The organism is Microbacterium proteolyticum (assembly GCF_030818075.1).
Classification (GTDB): Bacteria; Actinomycetota; Actinomycetes; order Actinomycetales; family Microbacteriaceae; genus Microbacterium; species Microbacterium proteolyticum_A.
Genome location: NZ_JAUSZZ010000001.1, coordinates 235,135 through 253,146, shown reverse-complemented (window position 1 = coordinate 253,146; position 18,012 = coordinate 235,135). Strand labels below are relative to the sequence as shown.

Here is an 18,012-nt window from a genome sequence, read left to right as displayed (position 1 = left end):
CGGGCCGAGTGCGCGACGATGTGCGGGTGCCGGCGGGGCGTGGTCAGCCGATCTTGGCTTCGAGGTCTTCGACGGTCATGCCGTAGTCGATGCGGACGACGGGCAGAGCAAGCTTATCGGTCCCGATACGGACGTACCCGGGCTCGATACCGCGGGCGAGCTCGAAGCCCGCGCGGCGCACACCCTCTTTCGCCGTGTCGTCGTAGTGCCCGTAGGGGTAGGCGATGACCTCCTTGGCACCGAGGATCTTCGCCGAGGTCTCGAGGTCGGCGGCGATGGTGTCTGCGTCGTCGTTGACCATGCGGCCCTTGCCGTTCGCGCCCGCGCGGTGCATGTCGTGCGTGTGCGAGCGCTGCATCACGAAGCGGTTGGGGGTGGGTTCGGTGCGCGCGGAGGTGATCACGAAGGAGGTCGTCAGCAGCTTCCGCGCGTCGACGATCGGGGCGGCGAGCTCGAGCCAGGTGCTGTCGGCATCGTCATCCGTGATCACGACCGACCGCTTCGGGAGGAAGAGCGCGCCGTCGATGAACGCACTGACCTCGTCCCACGTGGGCAGATAGAACTTCCCGTCCTGGATGTGCGCCATCTGCGCGTCGAAGTCGCCGATGTACGCGTAGTTGCCCCGGAGCCAGTTGTCCTCGCCCTCGGGCTTGGTCGTGAACTGGTGGTACATGAGGATGGGGAGCTCGGTGTCCTCCGCCGCGTTCGCCTCTGGCGTCGTCCATGCCGCGTAGAGGGTGCGCTGCCGGTCGGTGCAGGCGACGAGGTCAGCACCGTTGATGCGCTCGGCGGCGTTCAGCGAGGTCGCATCGGCCGCCGTGGCGTACCACCCCGCGAAGACGCGTCCGTCCGCGCGGGGGAGGGGGAGCCCGTCGTACCGGGCGTCCTCGGTCTGCACCCGCGGGTCGAGGGCGATGCCGTCGCCGGTGAACGACACCGCGCACGCTTTCGGGTCGGTGGTCGTCGCGAGCAGCTTCTCGGCCGGCGTCAGCGGGGTGGGCGTGGGGCTGGGGGGCGGCGCCGGGGCCGAGGTCGAGTCGGCGACGGGGGCGGGGGCGGGGGGCGAGGCCGCGCCGCGCGACAGGGCGAAAACGGTGACACCGCCCGCGATCAGCACGACGGCGACGGTCGCGACGAGGGTGCGGCGAAGACGCACGCGTCGCGAGGTGCGACGACGGTGCTCGGCTCGTGTGGCGGTCATGATGCCTCGGGTCGGCGGATGGTTCGGCGCGATCCTACGGGACGATGCGCGCAAAGCCGGGACGATCTGCGCCACGGCGAGGCGGTCACGGCACAATGAAAGGATGATCCGCTTCGGCATCGTCGGTACCGGTTCCATCTCCGAGCGCTTCGCCGAGGCCGTGGACGCGGTCGACGGCGCGGAGGTGAGCCGGGTGAGCTCTCGACGTGCGCAGCAGGCGCGGTCGTTCGCCGAGCGGATCGGCGCCCCGGATTTCTCCGTCGGTCTGGACGATCTGCTCGCCGCGCCCGACGTCGACGCGGTGTACCTCGCCAGCCCCAACTCCGTGCACGCCGCACAGATCACGTCGGCGGTGGATGCCGGCATCCCGGTGCTCGTGGAGAAGCCCGCGGTTCTGACGGCCCCGGACTGGGATGCCGCTGTCGCGCACGCCCGCCGGAGCGGTGTCGTGCTGCTGGAGGCCATGCGCACGGCGTACGACCCGGGACTGGCCGCGGTCAAGACGGCGCTGGCGGAGATCGGGCGCGTACGCAGGGTCTCGCTCCGGTACGAGAAGCGATCGGCGCGATACGACGAGGTGCTCGCCGGGCGGCAGACGAACATCCTCGACCCCGAGATGGGCGGGAGCGCCCTACGCGATCTCGGCGTCTACCCGCTGCATGCGCTGGTGCACCTGTTCGGCGAACCGCACGAGGTGCTCGGCCTGCGCGTCGGGATCGCGTCGGGAACAGACGGGCTCGGCAGCGCCCTGGCCGCGTATCCGGGCTTCGCGGCCGACATCGCCTGGTCGAAGATCACCGACACGAGCCTGCCGAGCGAGATCCAGGGCGAGGAGGGGTCGCTGCTCATCGATGCCATCGACGCCCCGCGTCGGCTCGTGCTGACCCCACGAGGTGGTTCGGCCCGGGAGATCACGGTGGCGGCCGACGACAACTCGATGATCGGGGAGGTGCGTCGCTTCCTCGACGCCGTCGCCGGTGCCGACATCACCGAGGACCAGCACTGCACCGCCGCGACGCTGCGGCTCGTCGACGGGCTCCTCGAGCGGCCCCTCGTCTGAGGATTCACCCGCTGTTTCCCCCGGCGCGGGAAGATATCGGGGTGCAGAAAGCGGGTCGCGTGGGCGAGGTGTTCCTCGCGTTCCTGCGCCTCGGGCTGACGTCGTTCGGTGGACCGGTCGCGCACCTCGGCTATTTCCGCGACGATCTCGTCGAGCGACGCAAGTGGATGGACGACCGCGCCTACGCCGACCTCGTCGCCCTGTGCCAGTTCCTGCCGGGACCGGCCTCGAGCCAGGTGGGCTTCGCGATGGGGCTCCAGCGCGCCGGCATCCTCGGCGCGCTCGCCGCCTTCGCCGCCTTCACGTTCCCGTCGGCGATCCTGCTCGTGGCCTTCGCCGCCGGCGCGGCCTCCCTCGGCGGTCCCGTGGGCGCCGGCATCCTCGCGGGGCTCAAGATCGTCGCCGTCGCGATCGTGGCGCACGCGGTGTGGGGAATGGCGCGCACACTCACCCCCGACGCGACGCGGGCCGGGATCGCGGTCATCGCCCTCGGCTTGGCGCTCCTGCTCCCCGCGGCGCCCGGTCAGCTGGGCGCGCTCGCGTTCGGGGTGGTCGCCGGGCTCGTACTGCTGCGCGGTGTCGAGGAGTCCGCCGGGGCGACGCTCGCGTCCTTCGGCGTGCGCCGCGGGGTCGCGATCGCGTGCCTCGTCCTCTTCACCGGCGGGCTGATCGCTCTGCCCCTGCTCGCCGCCGCCACGGGGTCGAGCACCGCGGCCCTCGTCGACGCGTTCTTCCGCGCGGGAGCCCTTGTCTTCGGCGGCGGCCACGTCGCGCTGCCCCTGCTGCAGGCGGGCGTCGTCGACACCGGCTGGGTGTCGCCGGAGTCGTTCCTCGCGGGCTACGGCGCCGCGCAGGCCGTGCCCGGGCCGCTGTTCACGTTCTCGGCGTACCTCGGTGCCGTCTCGACCGCCGGACCCGGCGGGATCCTCGGCGCTGCTCTCGCCCTCGGCGCGATGTTCCTCCCCGGATTCCTGATCCTGGTCGGGGTGCTCCCGTTCTGGGATGCCGTGCGCACGCGGCCCCGCGTGCGGGCGGCGATGCGCGGGGCGAACGCCGCCGTCGTCGGAATCCTGGGGGCGGCGCTGTACGCACCCGTCTTCTCCACCGCGATCACGGGGCCGGGGCCGCTCGTGCTGGCGGTGGTCGGCTTCGTGCTGCTGACGGCGTTCCGGACGCCGGCGTGGGCGGTCGTTCTGGTGGGGGCCGCCGGCGGCGTCGTGCTCGCTCTGGCGTGAGCTGACGGGGTTTCGCGTCGTGCTCGCTCTGGCGTGGGCCGACGGGGTTTCGCGTCGTGCTCGGTCTGGCGTGAGCTGACGGGGCTTGGCGCCGTGCTCGGTCTGGCGTGAGCCGACGGGGCTTCGCGCCGTGCTCGGTCTGGCGTGAGCTGACGGGGTTTCGCGTCGTGCTCGGTCTGGCGTGAGCTGACGGGGTTTCGCGCCGTGCTCGCTCTGGCGTGGGCCGACGGGGTTTCGCGTCGTGCACAACTCCGGAGATGCGGGGTGACCCACGCGCGCGATCCCGTGATTCCGGGGGCGGCGATCGGCCGCGTCGGTGATCCTCCTGCGTTGCGCACCTCCGCCCGGCGCGCTCCCGGGGGCCGTCGGCGGCGTCGTGTTCGCCGTCGTCCGACCGCGCCGCGTGTCGCTGCGCGGCGGCTCCCGGCATCCTGAGACTCGTCCTCACGATCGGTGACACCGGGTACCGGCGGTGTCAGGATGACTGCACGGCGACGAGGCCGCCCGCGTTTCGAGGGAGAGAACCGTGTTCCACAGCCCCCACCCGCCCGTCGAGGTGCCCGACGACAGCATCTACGACTACCTCTTCGGCTCGCTCGACGACGCCGACCTCGACCGCGTGGCCCTGGTCGACCCGGCCAGCGGTGCCGAGACGACGTATCGATCCCTCCGCGCGCAGGTCGACGCGTTCGCGGGCGCGCTCGCCGCCCGCGGCGTGGACGTCGGCACCGTGGTCGCGATGCTCTGTCCGAACGTGCCCGCCTTCGCGACGGTGTTCCACGGCATCCTGCGGCTGGGGGCCGCCATCACGACGATCAACTCGCTCTACACCGCCCACGAGATCGAGAACCAGCTTCGGGATGCCGCGGCCACCTGGTTCGTGACCATGTCGCCGCTGCTGCCGCAGGCGCTCGAGGCGGCGCGGGCGGTCGGCATCCCCGACGATCGCGTGATCGTGCTCGACGGTGCCGAAGGGCACCCCGACCTGCGTGCGCTGCTGAGCGAGGGGCGGACGCCGCCGGCGGTCTCGATCGATCCCGCGACGCACGTCGCCGTGCTTCCGTACTCCTCGGGGACGACGGGCACCCCGAAGGGCGTGATGCTCTCGCACCGCAACCTGGTGGCGAACGTGCACCAGTGCCGTCCGGTGATCGAGATCGGGCCCGACGATCGCGTGCTCGCCGTGCTGCCGTTCTTCCACATCTACGGCATGACGGTGCTGCTGAACCTCGCGCTCCGCCAGCGCGCGACGCTCGTGACGATGCCGCGGTTCGACCTGATGGAGTTCCTGCGCGTCATCCAGGACCACCGCTGCACGTTCCTCTTCATCGCGCCGCCCATCGCGGTCGCCCTCGCGAAGCACCCCGCGGTGGAGCAGTTCGACCTGTCGAGCGTGCACAGCGTGTTCTCCGGGGCTGCGCCCCTGGACGGCGAGACGGCCGAGACCGCCGGCCGGCGCATCGGTGCCCGGTTCTTCCAGGGGTATGGCATGAGCGAGTTGAGCCCGGTGTCGCACGCGATCCCGGTCGACGGTGGAATGCCGGTCAGCTCGGTGGGTGTGCTCATCCCCAACTGCGACGCCAAGCTCGTCGACCCCGAGACAGGGGCGGAGCTCGAGGAGCACGGTGACGACGGCCTCACCGCGCCCGGGGAGATCTGGGTGCGCGGGCCCAACGTCATGCTCGGCTATCTGAACCGCCCCGATGCGACGGCCGAGACGCTGGATGCCGAGGGGTTCCTGCACACGGGCGACATCGGCGTGCACCACGTCGACGGGTACTTCACGATCGTCGACCGGCTGAAAGAGCTCATCAAGTACCACGGCTACCAGATCGCCCCGGCCGAGCTCGAGGCGCTGCTGCTGTCGCATCCGAAGATCCAGGATGCCGCCGTCATCGGCGTCCGCGGCGACGACGGCGAGGAGATCCCCAAGGCGTTCGTGGTAGCGGCACCGGATGCCGGCCTCTCGGCCGACGACGTGATGGCGTTCGTGGCCGAGCACGTCGCGCCGCACAAGAAGGTGCGGCGCGTGGAGTTCATCGATGCGGTGCCGAAGTCCGCGTCGGGCAAGATCCTCCGGAAAGACCTGCGGGCCCGCGAGAAGGTGTGACCCCGGCCGCCACCCGCGGGTGATGCCCGCTGCGGGATGAGGCCGCGCGGGTGCGGCGCCCGGTCGGCATCCCTCGACACACCCCGTCCCCCTGATGGCGGTGCATGTCCACGTCTGGCGGGTGGCGGCGGCGCTGACCCATCAGAAGTGGGACAGAGATGCCGGGTCACGGGCGTCTCGTGCGAGCGCGGTGACGTCGAAGCGGCTGCGGGATCTAATGCGAGCCGCGACCAGGTCCAAAAACGCCGAAGGGCGGGGCGCGTCTTCACGACGGCCCCGCCCTTCGTTCTGCTCACGGCGTGAGCAGCGCGCCGGTCTGCGTCGCCGCCTCGGCGGCGCGCTTCTCTTCGTCATCCTTGCCGCGGCGCTCGTCGGCGGCCTCCTGCAGGGCCGACTTCGCCCGCAGCGGCGGGGTGCGGAAGAACAGCGAGAGCACGAAGGCGAGCAGCACGACGCCCATCGCCACCCAGTAGACGCTCGTCGCGGAGGAGTTGAAGCCGACGAGGAACGGCTTGGTCAGGCGGGGGTCGGCGCCGACGAGGAACGAGGTGTCGTCGAGCGTCGAGCCGCCGATGGTGGTGTCCTGGTCGCCCGAGGTGAACTCGTCGGTCAGCGTGGTCGCCACGGTGTCGACGAAGGCGGCGCGGTCGTCGGCGTCGGAGAAGTCGAGGCTGACCGTGCCGTCGGCGGCGACGCGCGCGACCGGCACCTGCTGCTGGATCTCAGTCGTCGCGGCCGCGATCGCCTGCGAGACCGCGGCCTGGCTCGCCTGCGCCTGCGCGGAGGCGGGGATCTGTCCCGCGGCCACCTGCTGCGCCACGGCCTGGGTCGCGGCATCCTCCGCCTGCTGCAGGCCCTGCTGCACCTGCTGGGTCACGGCATCCGTCGTCTGGGTGACGATCGGGGTGTAGATCGACGACATGATCTTCTCGTTGGCCGGAGCCGACGCCGTCGCGGGATCGAAGGCGGCATCCAGCGCGTCGGTCAGGGTGGCGCGGTCGCTGAACGAGCCGATGATGTTCGACGGCATGAGGGTGAACAGCAGCGACAGCAGGACGGCCGTGCCGAGCGTTCCACCGATCTGGCGGAAGAACGTCGAGCCGCTGGTGGCCACGCCCATGTCGCGCACGCCGACGGAGTTCTGGCTGGCGATGGTGAGCGTCTGCATGAGCTGACCGAGTCCCAGGCCGATGACGAGCATCGCGATGGCGACGTGCCAGTACGGGCTGTCGTACTTCAGGAACGTCAGCAGGAAGAACCCGACCGACATCAGCAGCGTGCCGAGGATGGGGAACATGCGGTACCGGCCCGTGCGCGCGATCAGCTGACCGCTCGCGATCGAGGCGATCATGAGGCCGAGGATCATCGGCAGCATCTCGAAACCGCTCTGGGTGGGGTTCGAGCCGAGCACGAGCTGCAGGTACAGCGGCAGGGTCAGCATCGCGCCGAACATGCCGAAGCCGACCAGCACACCGATGACGGTCGCCATCGAGAACGTCGGCGAGCGGAACAGCTTCAGGGGGATGAGCGCGTCGTCCTTCATCTTGGTCTCCGCGATGACGAAGGCCAGGATGCCGAGGGCCCCGACGACGTAGCAGGCGAGGGCGATGGGGGAGCCCCAGCCCCACTCGCGGCCCTGCTCGGCGACGAGGAGCAGCGGAACGAGCGCGACGATGACGGTGGTGGCGCCCCACCAGTCGATGCGCACGGAGTGGCGCGGCTGCTTGGGGATGTGGAGGAACCGCCACACGATCGCCAGGGCCACGATGCCGATCGGCACGTTGATGAGGAAGACCCAGCGCCAGCCGGTGAGGAAGAGGATCTCGCTCGCGCCGGAGAACAAGCCGCCGACGAGCGGTCCGATGACGCTGGAGATGCCGAAGACGGCGAGGAAGTAGCCCTGGTACTTCGCGCGTTCGCGCGGGGCGAGGATGTCGCCCATGATCGCCAAGGGCATCGACATGAGGCCGCCGGCGCCGAGGCCCTGGATCGCGCGGAACGCGGCGAGCTCGACCATCGACTGCGCGAAGCTCGCGAGGATCGAGCCGATGATGAAGATGACGATGGCGATCAGGAAGAGGGGGCGCCGACCGAAGATGTCGGAGAGCTTGCCGTAGATGGGCGTCGAGATCGTGGAGACGATCAGGTACGCGGTCGTGACCCACGCCTGCAGGCTGAGGCCCTGCAGGTCGTCGCCGATGGTGCGGATGGCGGTGCCGACCACGGTCTGGTCGAGGGCGGAAAGGAACATGCCGGCCATGAGGCCGAAGATCACGAACATGATCATGCGGTGCGTCATGACCGTGTCGTTCGCCGCTGTATGCGCGCGGCGGCTCTGGGTGATGTCTGACATCGGGGCCTCTTCGTGAGAAGCCTGGCGGACGGCTGAAGGGACTCGGTCGGGCGCCAGGTATTTGCTGAAAGTCAAACAAATAGTAGCGCCGCTCGGTGGCGCCGCGTAACCACCCCCTGATGTGGGGCGGGCGTCATGGGCGTCGCGGGGCCCGGGCATGGTCCGCGCGGTGCCGCCGCGGGGTGACGCGCGGCCGGGCTGGGCGTGGTGCCGCCGCGGGATGCCGCGCGGCCCGGTTGGGCGTGGTGTCGCCGCGGGACGGCGCGCGCGGCCCGGGTGCCGCGGTGCGCCGCGGGTGCGCCGGGCGACGCGCGGCCCAAGCGCCGGCGAGATGACCCGCGTTCGCCGAGATCACGCACGATCGGCCGGCAACGCCGGTCATCTTGGGCATCGCCGGTCATCTCGGCGCGGCGTCGGGTCGCCCGGGTGCGGATGCGAGCGGGGGATGCCGGGGGAGTGGCATCCGGAAACGGAGAGGCCCCGTGAGTGAAGGCCTCACAGGGGCAAAGCAAAACCCCCGCCATGTAGAAGCTAGGCGAGGGTTTCTGGGAGGACTGTAACGGTCATCCTTGTGGCTCCGACGGGCGTCGATCCCGTGACCTCACGATTTTCAGTCGTGCGCTCTACCAACTGAGCTACAGAGCCGAGCGGCATGTCTGCCGCTTCCGAAACGAAAGGCCTTCTCGAAAGAAGGCCCGTCGCTGTGGAGCGACCCTGACGGGACTTGAACCCGCGACCTCCGCCGTGACAGGGCGGCACGCTAACCAACTGCGCTACAGGGCCATGCGTATTTAGTTATTTTCTCGGAAAGTGACCCCAACGGGATTCGAACCCGTGCTACCGCCGTGAAAGGGCGGCGTCCTAGGCCGCTAAACGATGGGGCCGGATGAGCCTGAAACCTTGCGATTTCAACCTCGCTTGCCGACGACCGAGCCTACTTCACATCTTTCAAGATTGCCAATCGAGGGCGTGGCGTGCGCGTCCCGAGCGTGTCGCGACCGCAAGATGGGGCGTGGCAGCGGGAACTCGCCCTGTTGTGCCTGTGACTCGTGTTGCTACTGTTGGCCGAGTTGCGACCGGTGAGATGAGGTATCCCGTGACGCTCGAGCGCCCCGAACCCCCCGAGGATTGCGGCTGCGCGCCCTCGACGAGTGAGCAGCGGCGGCTGTGGCCGACGTTCGACCGCCGGGGCGCCCTCAAGATCGGTGCTCTCGGCGCTGTCGCCCTCGGAGCCTTCGGCTCCGTGGCATCCGGATTCGCCACTCCCGCGCTGGCTGCCGACTACCCCTCGTGGGCCGATGTCGAGGCGGCGCGGGCCAATGAGGCCGCCAAGTCGGCCGAGATCACCCGCATCCAGTCGCTCATCCAGGGACTGCAGTCCGAGGTGGAGCGCACGCAGGCGGAGGTCAAGGCCCGGTCCGACGAGTACTTCGCCGCGCAGCAGGCGTATCAGGACGCCGACTACCGTGCCCAGCTACTCCGCCAGCAGGCCGATGCTGAGGCGAACCGGGCGACGGATGCCGCCAACAAGGCCGGCAAGGTCGCCGCGCAGCTCTACCGCTCCGGCGGCGACGACACCTCGCTCGACCTGTTCTTCTCCGGCTCCGCTGCCTCCGCCGACGACCTGCTCGCCAAGCTCGGCACGATGGACAAGCTGCTCGAGCGCAACCGCTCGGTGTACGCCGCCGCGGTCGCCGCGCGCGACAACGCCAAGAACCTCAGCAGTCAGGCTGACGACGCAACCGCCGAACGCGAGCGTCTGCGCGTGATCGCCGAAGAGAAGATGGCGGCCGCTCAGCAGGCCGCCCAGGCCGCGCAGGAAGCGCTCGCCGCTCAGCAGGCCAACCAGGTCGTGCTCGAGGCTCAGCTCGCCGCGCTGCAGGACACCACGGCGAAGACCGTCGCCGACTACCAGGCCGGTGTCGAAGCCGAGCGCAAGGCCCGTGAGGAGCGCGAGCGCAAGGCGCGCGAAGAGGCCGCCGCCCGCGACGCGGAGGAGGCCGCGCGCCGCAAGCGCGAAGCCGAAGCGCGTCAGAACAGCAGCAGCGGTGGTGGCGGCGGGAGCAGCAGCGGCGGCGGAGGCGACAGTGGCGGCGGCGGCGGTGGTGGCGGCGGCGGGGGATCCGTCAGCGGCAGCGGCTGGGCCCGACCGTCCGCGGCGTACACGTCGTCCGGCTACGGTCCGCGCTCCGGTCAGTGCAACGCGAGCTACTGCGCGAGCACGTGGCACCTCGGACTCGATTTCGGAGCGAGCTGCTGGTCGCCCATCTACGCGGCGTCCGGCGGTCGGGTGACGTACGCCGGTTACAACGGCGGCTTCGGCAACTACATCCGCATCGCCCACGACGACGGCTCCGGAACCGGGTACGGCCACATCGTCAACGGCGGCATCTACGTGTCGTACGGCCAGCGCGTCGAAGCCGGTCAGCAGATCGCGGCGACCGGTCAGACGGGGAACTCGTTCGGCTGCCACCTGCACTTCGAGGTCTACCCGCCGTGGGGCGGCACGACCGATCCCGCGCCCTGGCTGCGCGATCGCGGCGTCGACGTCTGAGTCGCTGCACGAGAAAACCCCCGGTCGGTCGACCGGGGGTTTCGTCGTACGCGGAGCGTCAGAGCGTGTTGGGGGCTTCGCCCGAACCCTGCGTCTTCGTCTGTGCGTCGTGCTCGTCGAAGCGCGTGAACGCCTCGCCCACCAGGCGCTCGGCCTCGGCGGCATCCGCCCACTCGTCGACCTTGACCCACTTGTTGGGCTCGAGGTCCTTGTAGTGCTCGAAGAAGTGGGTGATCTCCTTCTTCGTCCACTCGTCGATGTCCGCGACGTCCTGGATGTGGTCCCAGCGCGGGTCCTTCGCCAGCACGGCCACGACCTTGTCGTCGCCGCCGGCCTCGTCGCTCATCTTCAGCACGCCGACGGGGCGCACCTTCGCGAGGATGCCGGGGTGCAGCTCGCGGTCGAGCAGCACGAGCACGTCGAGCGGGTCGCCGTCTTCACCGAGGGTGTTCTCGAAGAAGCCGTAGTTGGCGGGGTACCCGAACACCGTGTACAGGATGCGGTCGAGGTAGACGCGGCCGGTGCCGTGGTCGACCTCGTACTTCACGCGGCTTCCGCGGGGGATCTCGATGACGGCGTCGTATGCGCCCATACTCGTGCTCCTTCAAGTCTGTGGATTTCCGCGCTCAGCCTATCCGGGCGCCCGCCGCGGCCACACACACCGACGCCATGCAGGAGAATCGGGCGGATCCCAGGTGCTCGGGCCCGCGCGCACGGGCGGCGCAGCAGATCTCCTGGGCTGAGCCTGCGGGGAGGGGCCACCGCTGTCGGCGGGGGCGAATACCGTGGCTGATATGGAACACCGCCCGGGACTCGACCCCGCCGTCGCCGAGGTACGCCGCGCTGTGCGCGCGCTGCTGGAGACGACGGACGGTCCCGTCGTCGTCGCCCTCTCCGGCGGCGCGGACTCGCTCGCCCTCGCGGCGGCGACGGCCTTCGAAGCGGCGCGCCGCGGGGTGCACGCCGAGGCCGTCGTCATCGACCACGGGATTCAGCAGGGGTCGGATGCCGTGGCAGCCGCGGCGGCGGCCGCGGCGACGACGCTGGGCCTGGCCGCCCGGGTCGTCACCGTCGAGGTCGGCACCGACGACGGCCCCGAGGCGGCGGCGCGCGCCGCGCGATACGCGGGGCTCGCGCGCGCGGCGGCGGACATCGGCGCAGGCACCGTGCTGCTCGGGCACACGCTCGACGACCAGGCCGAGACGGTGCTGCTCGGTCTCGCGCGCGGATCCGGTGGGCGGAGCCTGGCCGGCATGCCCGCCGAGCGACGGGATGCCACGGGGCCGCGCTGGGTGCGCCCGCTTTTGGGCATCCGTCGCCGGACGACCATCGCGGCCTGCGCCGCAGAGGGTCTGGAGCCGTGGTCCGACCCGCACAACGCCGACCCCGCGTTCAGCCGGGTGCGGGTGCGCAGCCGCGTGATGCCCGTGCTGGAGCAGGAGCTGGGTCCGGGGGTCGCCGAGGCGCTCGCGCGCACGGCGGAGCAATTGCGAGAGGATGCCGAGGCCTTCCAGGACATGATCGACGAGACGATCGAAGACATCGTCGAGCACGCCGAGGCGGGCATCTCGATCTCGGTGGCCGCGCTCGCCGCCAATCCCGCAGCTCTCCGCAACCGCATCGTCCGCTACGTCGTCGAGAGCGAGTTCGGCGTCTCGCTGACGCGGGCGCAGACGCTCGAGGTCGCCCGGCTCGCCGTCGACTGGCGTGGACAGGGGCCGATCGACCTGCCCGGATGCATCGCCCGTCGCGTCGGAACCCGGATCGAGATCACCGCGCGCGCGGCATCCTGATCTCTCCTTCGCGGTGTGCTCCGCCCCTGGCCGAGGCGCCGGGCGGCATCCGGAACCCGGCGACGTAGACTTTCGGGATGCGCGCGGCCGACATCTCCGACGACATCAGCGAAGTCCTCCTCACCGAGGAGCAGATCCACGAGAAGCTCGCCGAACTGGCGACGCAGGTCGTCACCGACTACGACGGCCGCGAGGTCGTGCTCGTCGGCGTGCTGAAGGGCGCGGTCATGGTCATGGCCGACTTCGCGCGGCACCTGCCGGTGCACATCACCATGGACTGGATGGCGGTGTCGTCGTACGGCGCCAGCACCCGCTCCAGCGGTGTCGTCCAGATCCGGAAGGACCTCGACACCGACATCACCGACAAGCACGTGCTGATCGTCGAGGACATCATCGACTCGGGCCTGACGCTGAGCTGGCTGCTGGACAACTTCGCCTCGCGCGGCGCGGCGTCGGTCGAGGTGCTGGCGCTGCTGCGCAAGCCGGACGCCATGAAGGTCGAGGTCGACTGCCGCTACGTGGGCTTCGACATCCCCAACGACTTCGTGATCGGCTACGGCCTCGACTACGCCGAGCGCTACCGCAACCTCCGCGACGTCGCGGTGCTGGCGCCGCACGTCTACTCCTGAGAGCGGCGGCCGCACGCCGGGAGCGAGGGACGCCGGCGGGTCGGGAGCGAGGGAGTGCGCACGGCGGGGACGCCCCGGCATCCGCGCTCTGTACGCCCAAAACGAACGCACAGGCCCGGCATAGTCCGCACACGTTAGCCTGATGCGACCGCATTTCTGCGGAGGATCACGAAAGGGCTGGGCTCGCCCACCATGAATTTCAAGAAGATCACGCGCAACCCGATCATCTACGTTCTGTTGGTCGTTCTGCTTCTGGTCATCGGTTTCTCCCTCATCTCCAACCTCACCGGCGCCCGTCAGGTGTCGACGAAGGAGGGTCTGGAGCTGCTCAAGGGGAGCACCGTGACCCAGGTGGTGACGAACGACCCCGATCAGCGCGTCGATCTCACGCTGTCCGAACCCTTCGAGGGCGCGAACACCGTGCAGTTCTACTACGGCCAGGCCCGTGCGACCGAGGTGGCCGACGCGATCGACGCCGCAGCCCCCGCCGACGGCTTCAACGACGTCGTGCCGCGGCCCAGCTGGTTCGACAGCTTCCTCGGCCTGATGCTCCCGCTCGTGCTCCTCGGTCTGCTCTTCTGGTGGCTGCTCTCCAGCGCCCAGGGTGGCGGGAGCAAGGTCATGCAGTTCGGCAAGTCGCGGGCCAAGCTCGTCACCAAGGAGACGCCGACGGTCACCTTCCAGGACGTCGCGGGTTCCGACGAGGCGATCGAGGAACTCGACGAGATCAAGGAGTTTCTGAAGGACCCGAAGAAGTTCGAAGAGGTCGGCGCCCGCATCCCGAAGGGCGTGCTGCTGTACGGCCCTCCCGGAACGGGCAAGACCCTGCTCGCCCGCGCCGTCGCCGGTGAGGCGGGCGTCCCGTTCTATTCGATCTCGGGTTCGGACTTCGTCGAGATGTTCGTCGGCGTCGGCGCGAGCCGCGTGCGCGACCTGTTCAACCAGGCCAAGGAGAGCTCCCCGGCCATCATCTTCATCGACGAGATCGACGCCGTCGGCCGCCACCGCGGTGCCGGCATGGGCGGCGGCCACGACGAGCGCGAGCAGACGCTGAACCAGATGCTCGTCGAGATGGACGGCTTCGACCCCAAGGTCAACGTCATCGTCATCGCCGCGACCAACCGCCCCGACATCCTCGACCCCGCCCTGCTGCGCCCGGGCCGCTTCGACCGCCAGATCGGCGTGGACGCCCCCGACCTCAAGGGCCGCCAGCGCATCCTCGAGGTGCACGGCCGCGGCAAGCCGCTGTCGGATTCCGTCGACCTCGAGGTCGTCGCCCGCAAGACCCCCGGGTTCACCGGAGCCGACCTCGCGAACGTCCTCAACGAGGCCGCGCTGCTGACGGCGCGCTCCAACGCGCAGCTCATCGACAACCGCGCGCTCGACGAGGCCATCGACCGCGTGATCGCCGGTCCCCAGCGCCGTACCCGCGTGATGAAGGACAAAGAGAAGCTCATTACGGCCTACCACGAGGGCGGTCACGCGCTCGCGGCGGCGGCGATGAACCACACCGACCCCGTCACCAAGGTCACGATCCTCCCGCGCGGCAAGGCGCTGGGCTACACGATGGTGCTGCCGCTCGACGACAAGTACTCCGTGACGCGCAACGAGCTGCAGGACCAGCTGACCTACGCCATGGGCGGCCGCGTCGCGGAGGAGATCGTCTTCCACGACCCCACCACCGGTGCCTCGAACGACATCGAGAAGGCCACGAGCATCGCCCGCAAGATGGTGACCGAGTACGGCATGACCAACGAGGTCGGCCCGGTCAAGCTCGGGTCGTCGTCCGGCGAGGTCTTCATGGGACGCGACATGGGCCACGGCCGCGACTTCTCGGAGCGCATCGCCGAACGCGTCGACGCCCAGGTGCGCGCGCTCATCGAGCAGGCGCACAACGAGGCGTACCAGGTCATCAACGACAACCGCGAGGTGCTCGACCGGCTCGCGCTGGCGCTGCTCGAGAAGGAGACGCTCGACCACAACGAGCTCGCCGACATCTTCAAGGACGTCAAGCGCCTCAGCCCGCGTCCGCAGTGGCTGTCGTCGGGCGACCGTCCAGTCTCGACGCTGCCTCCGGTCAACGTCCCGCGCCGGGACCAGCTCGCGGGCGTCGCGGCATCCACCGAGGCCGAGGCGCAGACGCAGACCCAGGCACAGCCTCGTCCGAGCGGACAGACGCGCCCGGCCACCGCCTGACGCGCCGTGGCCGTCGATCGAGAACGGATCGCGGGGCTCGTTCGCGAGCTGCTGGAGGCGATCGGGGAGGACCCCGATCGTCCCGGCCTCCGCCAGACGCCGACGCGTGTCGCCGACTCCTGGGCCGAGTTCTTCGGTGGGGTCGGTCAGGATGCCGGTGCCCCCCTCGCACACACCATCTCGGTGTCGCGGGGACCGGCGCCCGACACGCTGCCCTCCGGTGCGGTGATGGTGCGCGACATCGCGTTCCGCTCGATGTGCGAGCACCACCTGCTGCCCTTCCGCGGCCGGGCCCACGTGGCCTACCTCCCGGGCGAGGAGGTCGTGGGCCTCGGCGCGCTGCCCCGGGTCATCGACGTCCTGGCCGCCCGCCCTCAGGTGCAGGAGCGCCTCGGAGAGCAGATCGCCGACGCGATCGATGCGGCGCTCGACGCCCGCGGGGTGCTTGTCGTGCTCGACGCCGCCCACGAGTGCGTGACCATGCGCGGCGGGCGGCAGCCCGACGCGTCCACCGTCACCATCGCCGCGCGCGGCACCTACACCGAACCGGCGGCCCGCGCCGAACTGGTCGCGCTGATCGGGGCGCGCGCGTGACCCTCATCATGGGGATCGTCAACGTCACCCCCGACTCCTTCAGCGACGGCGGACGCTACCTCGACCCCGATGCCGCGATCGCGCACGCGCGCACCCTCCGCGCGCAGGGTGCCGACCTGCTCGACGTCGGCGGCGAGTCCACGCGGCCGGGAGCGGACCGGGTGGCGCCCCGGGTCGAGCAGCAGCGCGTGCTGCCCGTCGTCGAGGCCCTTGCATCCGAGGGGTTCTTCGTGAGCATCGACACGATGAACGCGACGACGGCGGCGGCCGCGGCGGCTGCGGGCGCGCGGTTGGTCAACGACGTCTCGGGCGGGCTCGCCGACCCCGACATGCTCGACGCCGTCGCCGAGACCGGCGCCGACATCGCCCTGGGCCATTGGCGCGGGCCCTCCACCGAGATGTACGCGCGTGCCGACTACGCCGACGTGGCCCGCGAGGTCGCCGCTGAGCTCGAGGAACGCATCTCGGCCGCGGTCGCCGCCGGGATCGAGCCGTCGCGCATCGTCGTCGACCCCGGTATCGGGTTCGGCAAGCGCGGAACGCAGAACTGGCAGACCTTGCGCGCGCTGCCCGCGCTGGGTGCGCTCGGCTCGCGCGTGCTGGTGGGGACCAGCCGCAAGCGCTTCCTCGCCGACGCCCTCGGCGAGGACGCCGACCTCGCCCGCCGCGATCTCGCCACCGCCGTCACGAGCGTCCTCGCCGCCCGCGCGGGCGCCTGGGCCGTTCGCGTGCACGATGTACCGACCACCCGCGACGCGCTCGCCGTCGCCCGCGCTTGGGAGGCCTGATGGAAGCCGTCGACCACATCACCCTGACGGGCGTTCGCGCCCACGGGTACCACGGCGTGTACGCCGACGAGAAGCGGGAGGGGCAGGAGTTCGTCGTCGATGCGGTGCTCGCCCTGTCGCTGCGGCGGGCGGCCGAGACCGACGACGTGGTCGACACGGTGCACTACGGCGAACTCGCCGAGCGCCTCGTCGCCATCGTGGCGGGGGAGCCCGTCGACCTGCTGGAGACGCTGGCGCAGCGCCTCGCCGACGACGTGCTCGCAGACGACCGTGTGGATGCCGTCACCATCACCGTGCACAAGCCGCAGGCGCCGATCCCCGTGCCCTTCGGCGACGTCTCCGTGACCATCACGCGGAGCCGCTCATGAGCGTGCGGTTGGCCCACGGTATGGGGGAGGCGCCCCGATCGACCCCGGTCGAGGCGGTCGTGGCGCTCGGCGCCAATCTCGGTCGACGCGCCGAGACGCTGGCCGCCGCCGTCGACGAGCTGACCCGGCTGACGCTGACGAGCGACGTGCGCGTGTCGGAGCCGATCGAGACCGTGGCGGTCACCCTCGAGGGTGAGAACGAGGACGCCCCCCGCTATCTTAACGCCGTCGCCCTGCTGCGCACGAGGCTCGCGCCCACCGAGCTGCTCGCGTCGCTGCACCGTATCGAGGCGCGGCACGGACGCGTGCGTCGCGAGCGCTGGGGCGACCGCACCCTCGACCTCGACCTCATCGTCTACGGCGACGAGGTCATCGAGCGCGACGACCTCGTCGTGCCGCACCCGCGCGCCCACGAGCGCGAGTTCGTGCTCGCGCCGTGGGTGCAAGTGGCCCCGGATGCCGAGATCCCCGGGCGCGGTCGCGTCGCCGACCTGCTCGAGGGGTTGCGGCGATGAGGCGCACGGGTGCCGGCATCCTGGTCATCGCCCTCCTCATCGGCGGGGCGGCCGGCTTCATCCTCGACACGGTGCTGACCGCGATGGGACGTGCCACGTTCTCGCCGGCGGCCAGTCTGCCGACGATCCTCGTGCTGCTCGGCGTCGTGATCGTCATGCTGGCCGTGCCGGTGTACCGCGCCGCCCGAGGTCGCGGCGGTCGGCGCATCAACCCCTTCCAGGCGCTTCGGATCGCGATGCTCGCCAAGGCGTCGTCACTGCTCGGAGCGCTCTCGCTCGGCTTCTCCCTGGGGCTGATCGTCTACCTCACGACCCGGCCCGTGACGCCGTCGCTAGGCTCGATGGGAACGATCATCGCGACGCTCGTGTGCGCTGTCATCCTGGTCGTCGCAGGACTCGTTGCCGAGCAGTTGTGCACCCTCCGGAAGGACGACGATGACGACACCACCGGAAACACCCCGACCGGACCCGTCGAGGCCTGAGTCCGCGGGAGAGGCCGACCAGGCTCCGGCTGGAGGCGTGGCGGGCGTCGCGGCGGCGGTCGGGCCCGTGGTCGAGGCTTCGCGTGGGGTCGGGACCGAGGCCGTGGACGAGTTCGGCACCGGGTTCAACGGGA

The 18,012-nt window shown here is 70.6% G+C and carries 15 protein-coding genes and 3 tRNA genes; 12 read left to right on the top strand and 6 right to left on the bottom strand.

What is annotated here, in order from left to right; all coding sequences use genetic code 11:
• Nucleotides 1-43: 43 nt before the first annotated feature.
• Nucleotides 44-1,201, bottom strand: coding sequence for a polysaccharide deacetylase family protein (locus QE392_RS01220; protein ID WP_307446699.1), 1,158 nt, complete (start codon nucleotides 1,199-1,201; stop codon nucleotides 44-46).
• Between the two features lie 103 nt (nucleotides 1,202-1,304).
• Between QE392_RS01220 and QE392_RS01215 the strand changes: the two genes are divergently transcribed.
• The 3 genes from QE392_RS01215 to QE392_RS01205 all read left to right on the top strand — a co-directional run bounded on the left by QE392_RS01215 (nucleotide 1,305) and on the right by QE392_RS01205 (nucleotide 5,606).
• Nucleotides 1,305-2,261 carry a Gfo/Idh/MocA family protein gene (locus tag QE392_RS01215; RefSeq protein ID WP_307446696.1) on the top strand — a complete coding sequence of 319 codons (957 nt, stop codon included), beginning with the start codon at nucleotides 1,305-1,307 and terminating at the stop codon, nucleotides 2,259-2,261.
• Between the two features lie 41 nt (nucleotides 2,262-2,302).
• Nucleotides 2,303-3,496, top strand: a complete 1,194-nt coding sequence (chrA, locus tag QE392_RS01210; protein WP_307446693.1) for a chromate efflux transporter — start codon at nucleotides 2,303-2,305, stop codon at nucleotides 3,494-3,496.
• A 526-nt stretch (nucleotides 3,497-4,022) separates the two neighbouring features.
• Nucleotides 4,023-5,606, top strand: a complete 1,584-nt coding sequence (locus tag QE392_RS01205; protein ID WP_307446691.1) for an AMP-binding protein — start codon at nucleotides 4,023-4,025, stop codon at nucleotides 5,604-5,606.
• A 292-nt stretch (nucleotides 5,607-5,898) separates the two neighbouring features.
• On the opposite strand, the gene QE392_RS01200 is transcribed toward QE392_RS01205, so the two are convergent.
• The 4 genes from QE392_RS01200 to QE392_RS01185 form a co-directional block, all read right to left on the bottom strand.
• Complete coding sequence (locus QE392_RS01200) at nucleotides 5,899-7,959, bottom strand: MDR family MFS transporter (protein ID WP_307446688.1); 2,061 nt, start codon at nucleotides 7,957-7,959, stop codon at nucleotides 5,899-5,901.
• Nucleotides 7,960-8,531: 572 nt separating this feature from the next.
• Nucleotides 8,532-8,604: transfer RNA gene (locus QE392_RS01195), tRNA-Phe, on the bottom strand.
• Between the two features lie 64 nt (nucleotides 8,605-8,668).
• Nucleotides 8,669-8,742, bottom strand: a tRNA-Asp gene (locus QE392_RS01190).
• A 28-nt stretch (nucleotides 8,743-8,770) separates the two neighbouring features.
• Nucleotides 8,771-8,843, bottom strand: a tRNA-Glu gene (locus tag QE392_RS01185).
• 212 nt (nucleotides 8,844-9,055) lie between these two features.
• Between QE392_RS01185 and QE392_RS01180 the strand changes: the two genes are divergently transcribed.
• Nucleotides 9,056-10,513, top strand: a complete 1,458-nt coding sequence (locus QE392_RS01180; RefSeq protein WP_307446684.1) for a M23 family metallopeptidase — start codon at nucleotides 9,056-9,058, stop codon at nucleotides 10,511-10,513.
• Nucleotides 10,514-10,571: 58 nt separating this feature from the next.
• On the opposite strand, the gene QE392_RS01175 is transcribed toward QE392_RS01180, so the two are convergent.
• Nucleotides 10,572-11,105 carry an inorganic diphosphatase gene (locus QE392_RS01175; protein ID WP_058230797.1) on the bottom strand — a complete coding sequence of 178 codons (534 nt, stop codon included), beginning with the start codon at nucleotides 11,103-11,105 and terminating at the stop codon, nucleotides 10,572-10,574.
• Between the two features lie 202 nt (nucleotides 11,106-11,307).
• Between QE392_RS01175 and tilS the strand changes: the two genes are divergently transcribed.
• The 8 genes from tilS (at nucleotide 11,308) to QE392_RS01135 (ending at nucleotide 17,878) form a co-directional block, all read left to right on the top strand.
• Nucleotides 11,308-12,306, top strand: coding sequence for a tRNA lysidine(34) synthetase TilS (tilS, locus tag QE392_RS01170; protein ID WP_307446681.1), 999 nt, complete (start codon nucleotides 11,308-11,310; stop codon nucleotides 12,304-12,306).
• 77 nt (nucleotides 12,307-12,383) lie between these two features.
• A complete protein-coding gene (gene hpt / locus QE392_RS01165; RefSeq protein WP_307446678.1) occupies nucleotides 12,384-12,935 on the top strand; it encodes a hypoxanthine phosphoribosyltransferase in 552 nt (183 codons plus the stop codon).
• Between the two features lie 192 nt (nucleotides 12,936-13,127).
• Complete coding sequence (gene ftsH / locus QE392_RS01160) at nucleotides 13,128-15,131, top strand: ATP-dependent zinc metalloprotease FtsH (RefSeq protein WP_307446675.1); 2,004 nt, start codon at nucleotides 13,128-13,130, stop codon at nucleotides 15,129-15,131.
• Between the two features lie 6 nt (nucleotides 15,132-15,137).
• Nucleotides 15,138-15,725 (top strand): GTP cyclohydrolase I, encoded by a 588-nt coding sequence (gene folE / locus QE392_RS01155; protein ID WP_307446671.1) that lies wholly within the window; start codon nucleotides 15,138-15,140, stop codon nucleotides 15,723-15,725.
• Entirely contained in the window at nucleotides 15,722-16,513 is a 792-nt protein-coding gene (gene folP / locus QE392_RS01150; protein WP_307446669.1) for a dihydropteroate synthase, read from the top strand. The genes folE and folP overlap by 4 nt, the downstream gene beginning before the upstream one ends.
• The gene (gene folB, locus QE392_RS01145; RefSeq protein WP_307446665.1) at nucleotides 16,513-16,881 is read left to right on the top strand and encodes a dihydroneopterin aldolase; all 369 of its coding nucleotides are present in this window, start codon (nucleotides 16,513-16,515) and stop codon (nucleotides 16,879-16,881) included. The genes folP and folB overlap by 1 nt, the downstream gene beginning before the upstream one ends.
• Nucleotides 16,878-17,396: a 2-amino-4-hydroxy-6-hydroxymethyldihydropteridine diphosphokinase gene (folK, locus tag QE392_RS01140; RefSeq protein WP_307446662.1), complete on the top strand. Its 519-nt coding sequence runs from the start codon at nucleotides 16,878-16,880 to the stop codon at nucleotides 17,394-17,396. The genes folB and folK overlap by 4 nt, the downstream gene beginning before the upstream one ends.
• Nucleotides 17,393-17,878 (top strand): DUF3180 domain-containing protein, encoded by a 486-nt coding sequence (locus QE392_RS01135; protein ID WP_307446658.1) that lies wholly within the window; start codon nucleotides 17,393-17,395, stop codon nucleotides 17,876-17,878. Before folK ends, QE392_RS01135 begins: the two co-directional genes overlap by 4 nt.
• The last annotated feature ends 134 nt before the right edge of the window (nucleotides 17,879-18,012 follow it).

Excerpts from the sequence above, each read along its gene's own strand:
- QE392_RS01220 (WP_307446699.1), bottom strand. The coding sequence starts at position 1,201 with ATGACCGCCACACGAGCCGAGCACCGTCGTCGCACCTCGCGACGCGTG.
- QE392_RS01215 (WP_307446696.1), top strand. The coding sequence starts at position 1,305 with ATGATCCGCTTCGGCATCGTCGGTACCGGTTCCATCTCCGAGCGCTTC.
- QE392_RS01200 (WP_307446688.1), bottom strand. The coding sequence starts at position 7,959 with ATGTCAGACATCACCCAGAGCCGCCGCGCGCATACAGCGGCGAACGAC.
- QE392_RS01175 (WP_058230797.1), bottom strand. The coding sequence starts at position 11,105 with ATGGGCGCATACGACGCCGTCATCGAGATCCCCCGCGGAAGCCGCGTG.
- tilS (WP_307446681.1), top strand. The coding sequence starts at position 11,308 with ATGGAACACCGCCCGGGACTCGACCCCGCCGTCGCCGAGGTACGCCGC.
- hpt (WP_307446678.1), top strand. The coding sequence starts at position 12,384 with ATGCGCGCGGCCGACATCTCCGACGACATCAGCGAAGTCCTCCTCACC.
- ftsH (WP_307446675.1), top strand. The coding sequence starts at position 13,128 with ATGAATTTCAAGAAGATCACGCGCAACCCGATCATCTACGTTCTGTTG.
- folB (WP_307446665.1), top strand. The coding sequence starts at position 16,513 with ATGGAAGCCGTCGACCACATCACCCTGACGGGCGTTCGCGCCCACGGG.
- folK (WP_307446662.1), top strand. The coding sequence starts at position 16,878 with ATGAGCGTGCGGTTGGCCCACGGTATGGGGGAGGCGCCCCGATCGACC.
- QE392_RS01135 (WP_307446658.1), top strand. The coding sequence starts at position 17,393 with ATGAGGCGCACGGGTGCCGGCATCCTGGTCATCGCCCTCCTCATCGGC.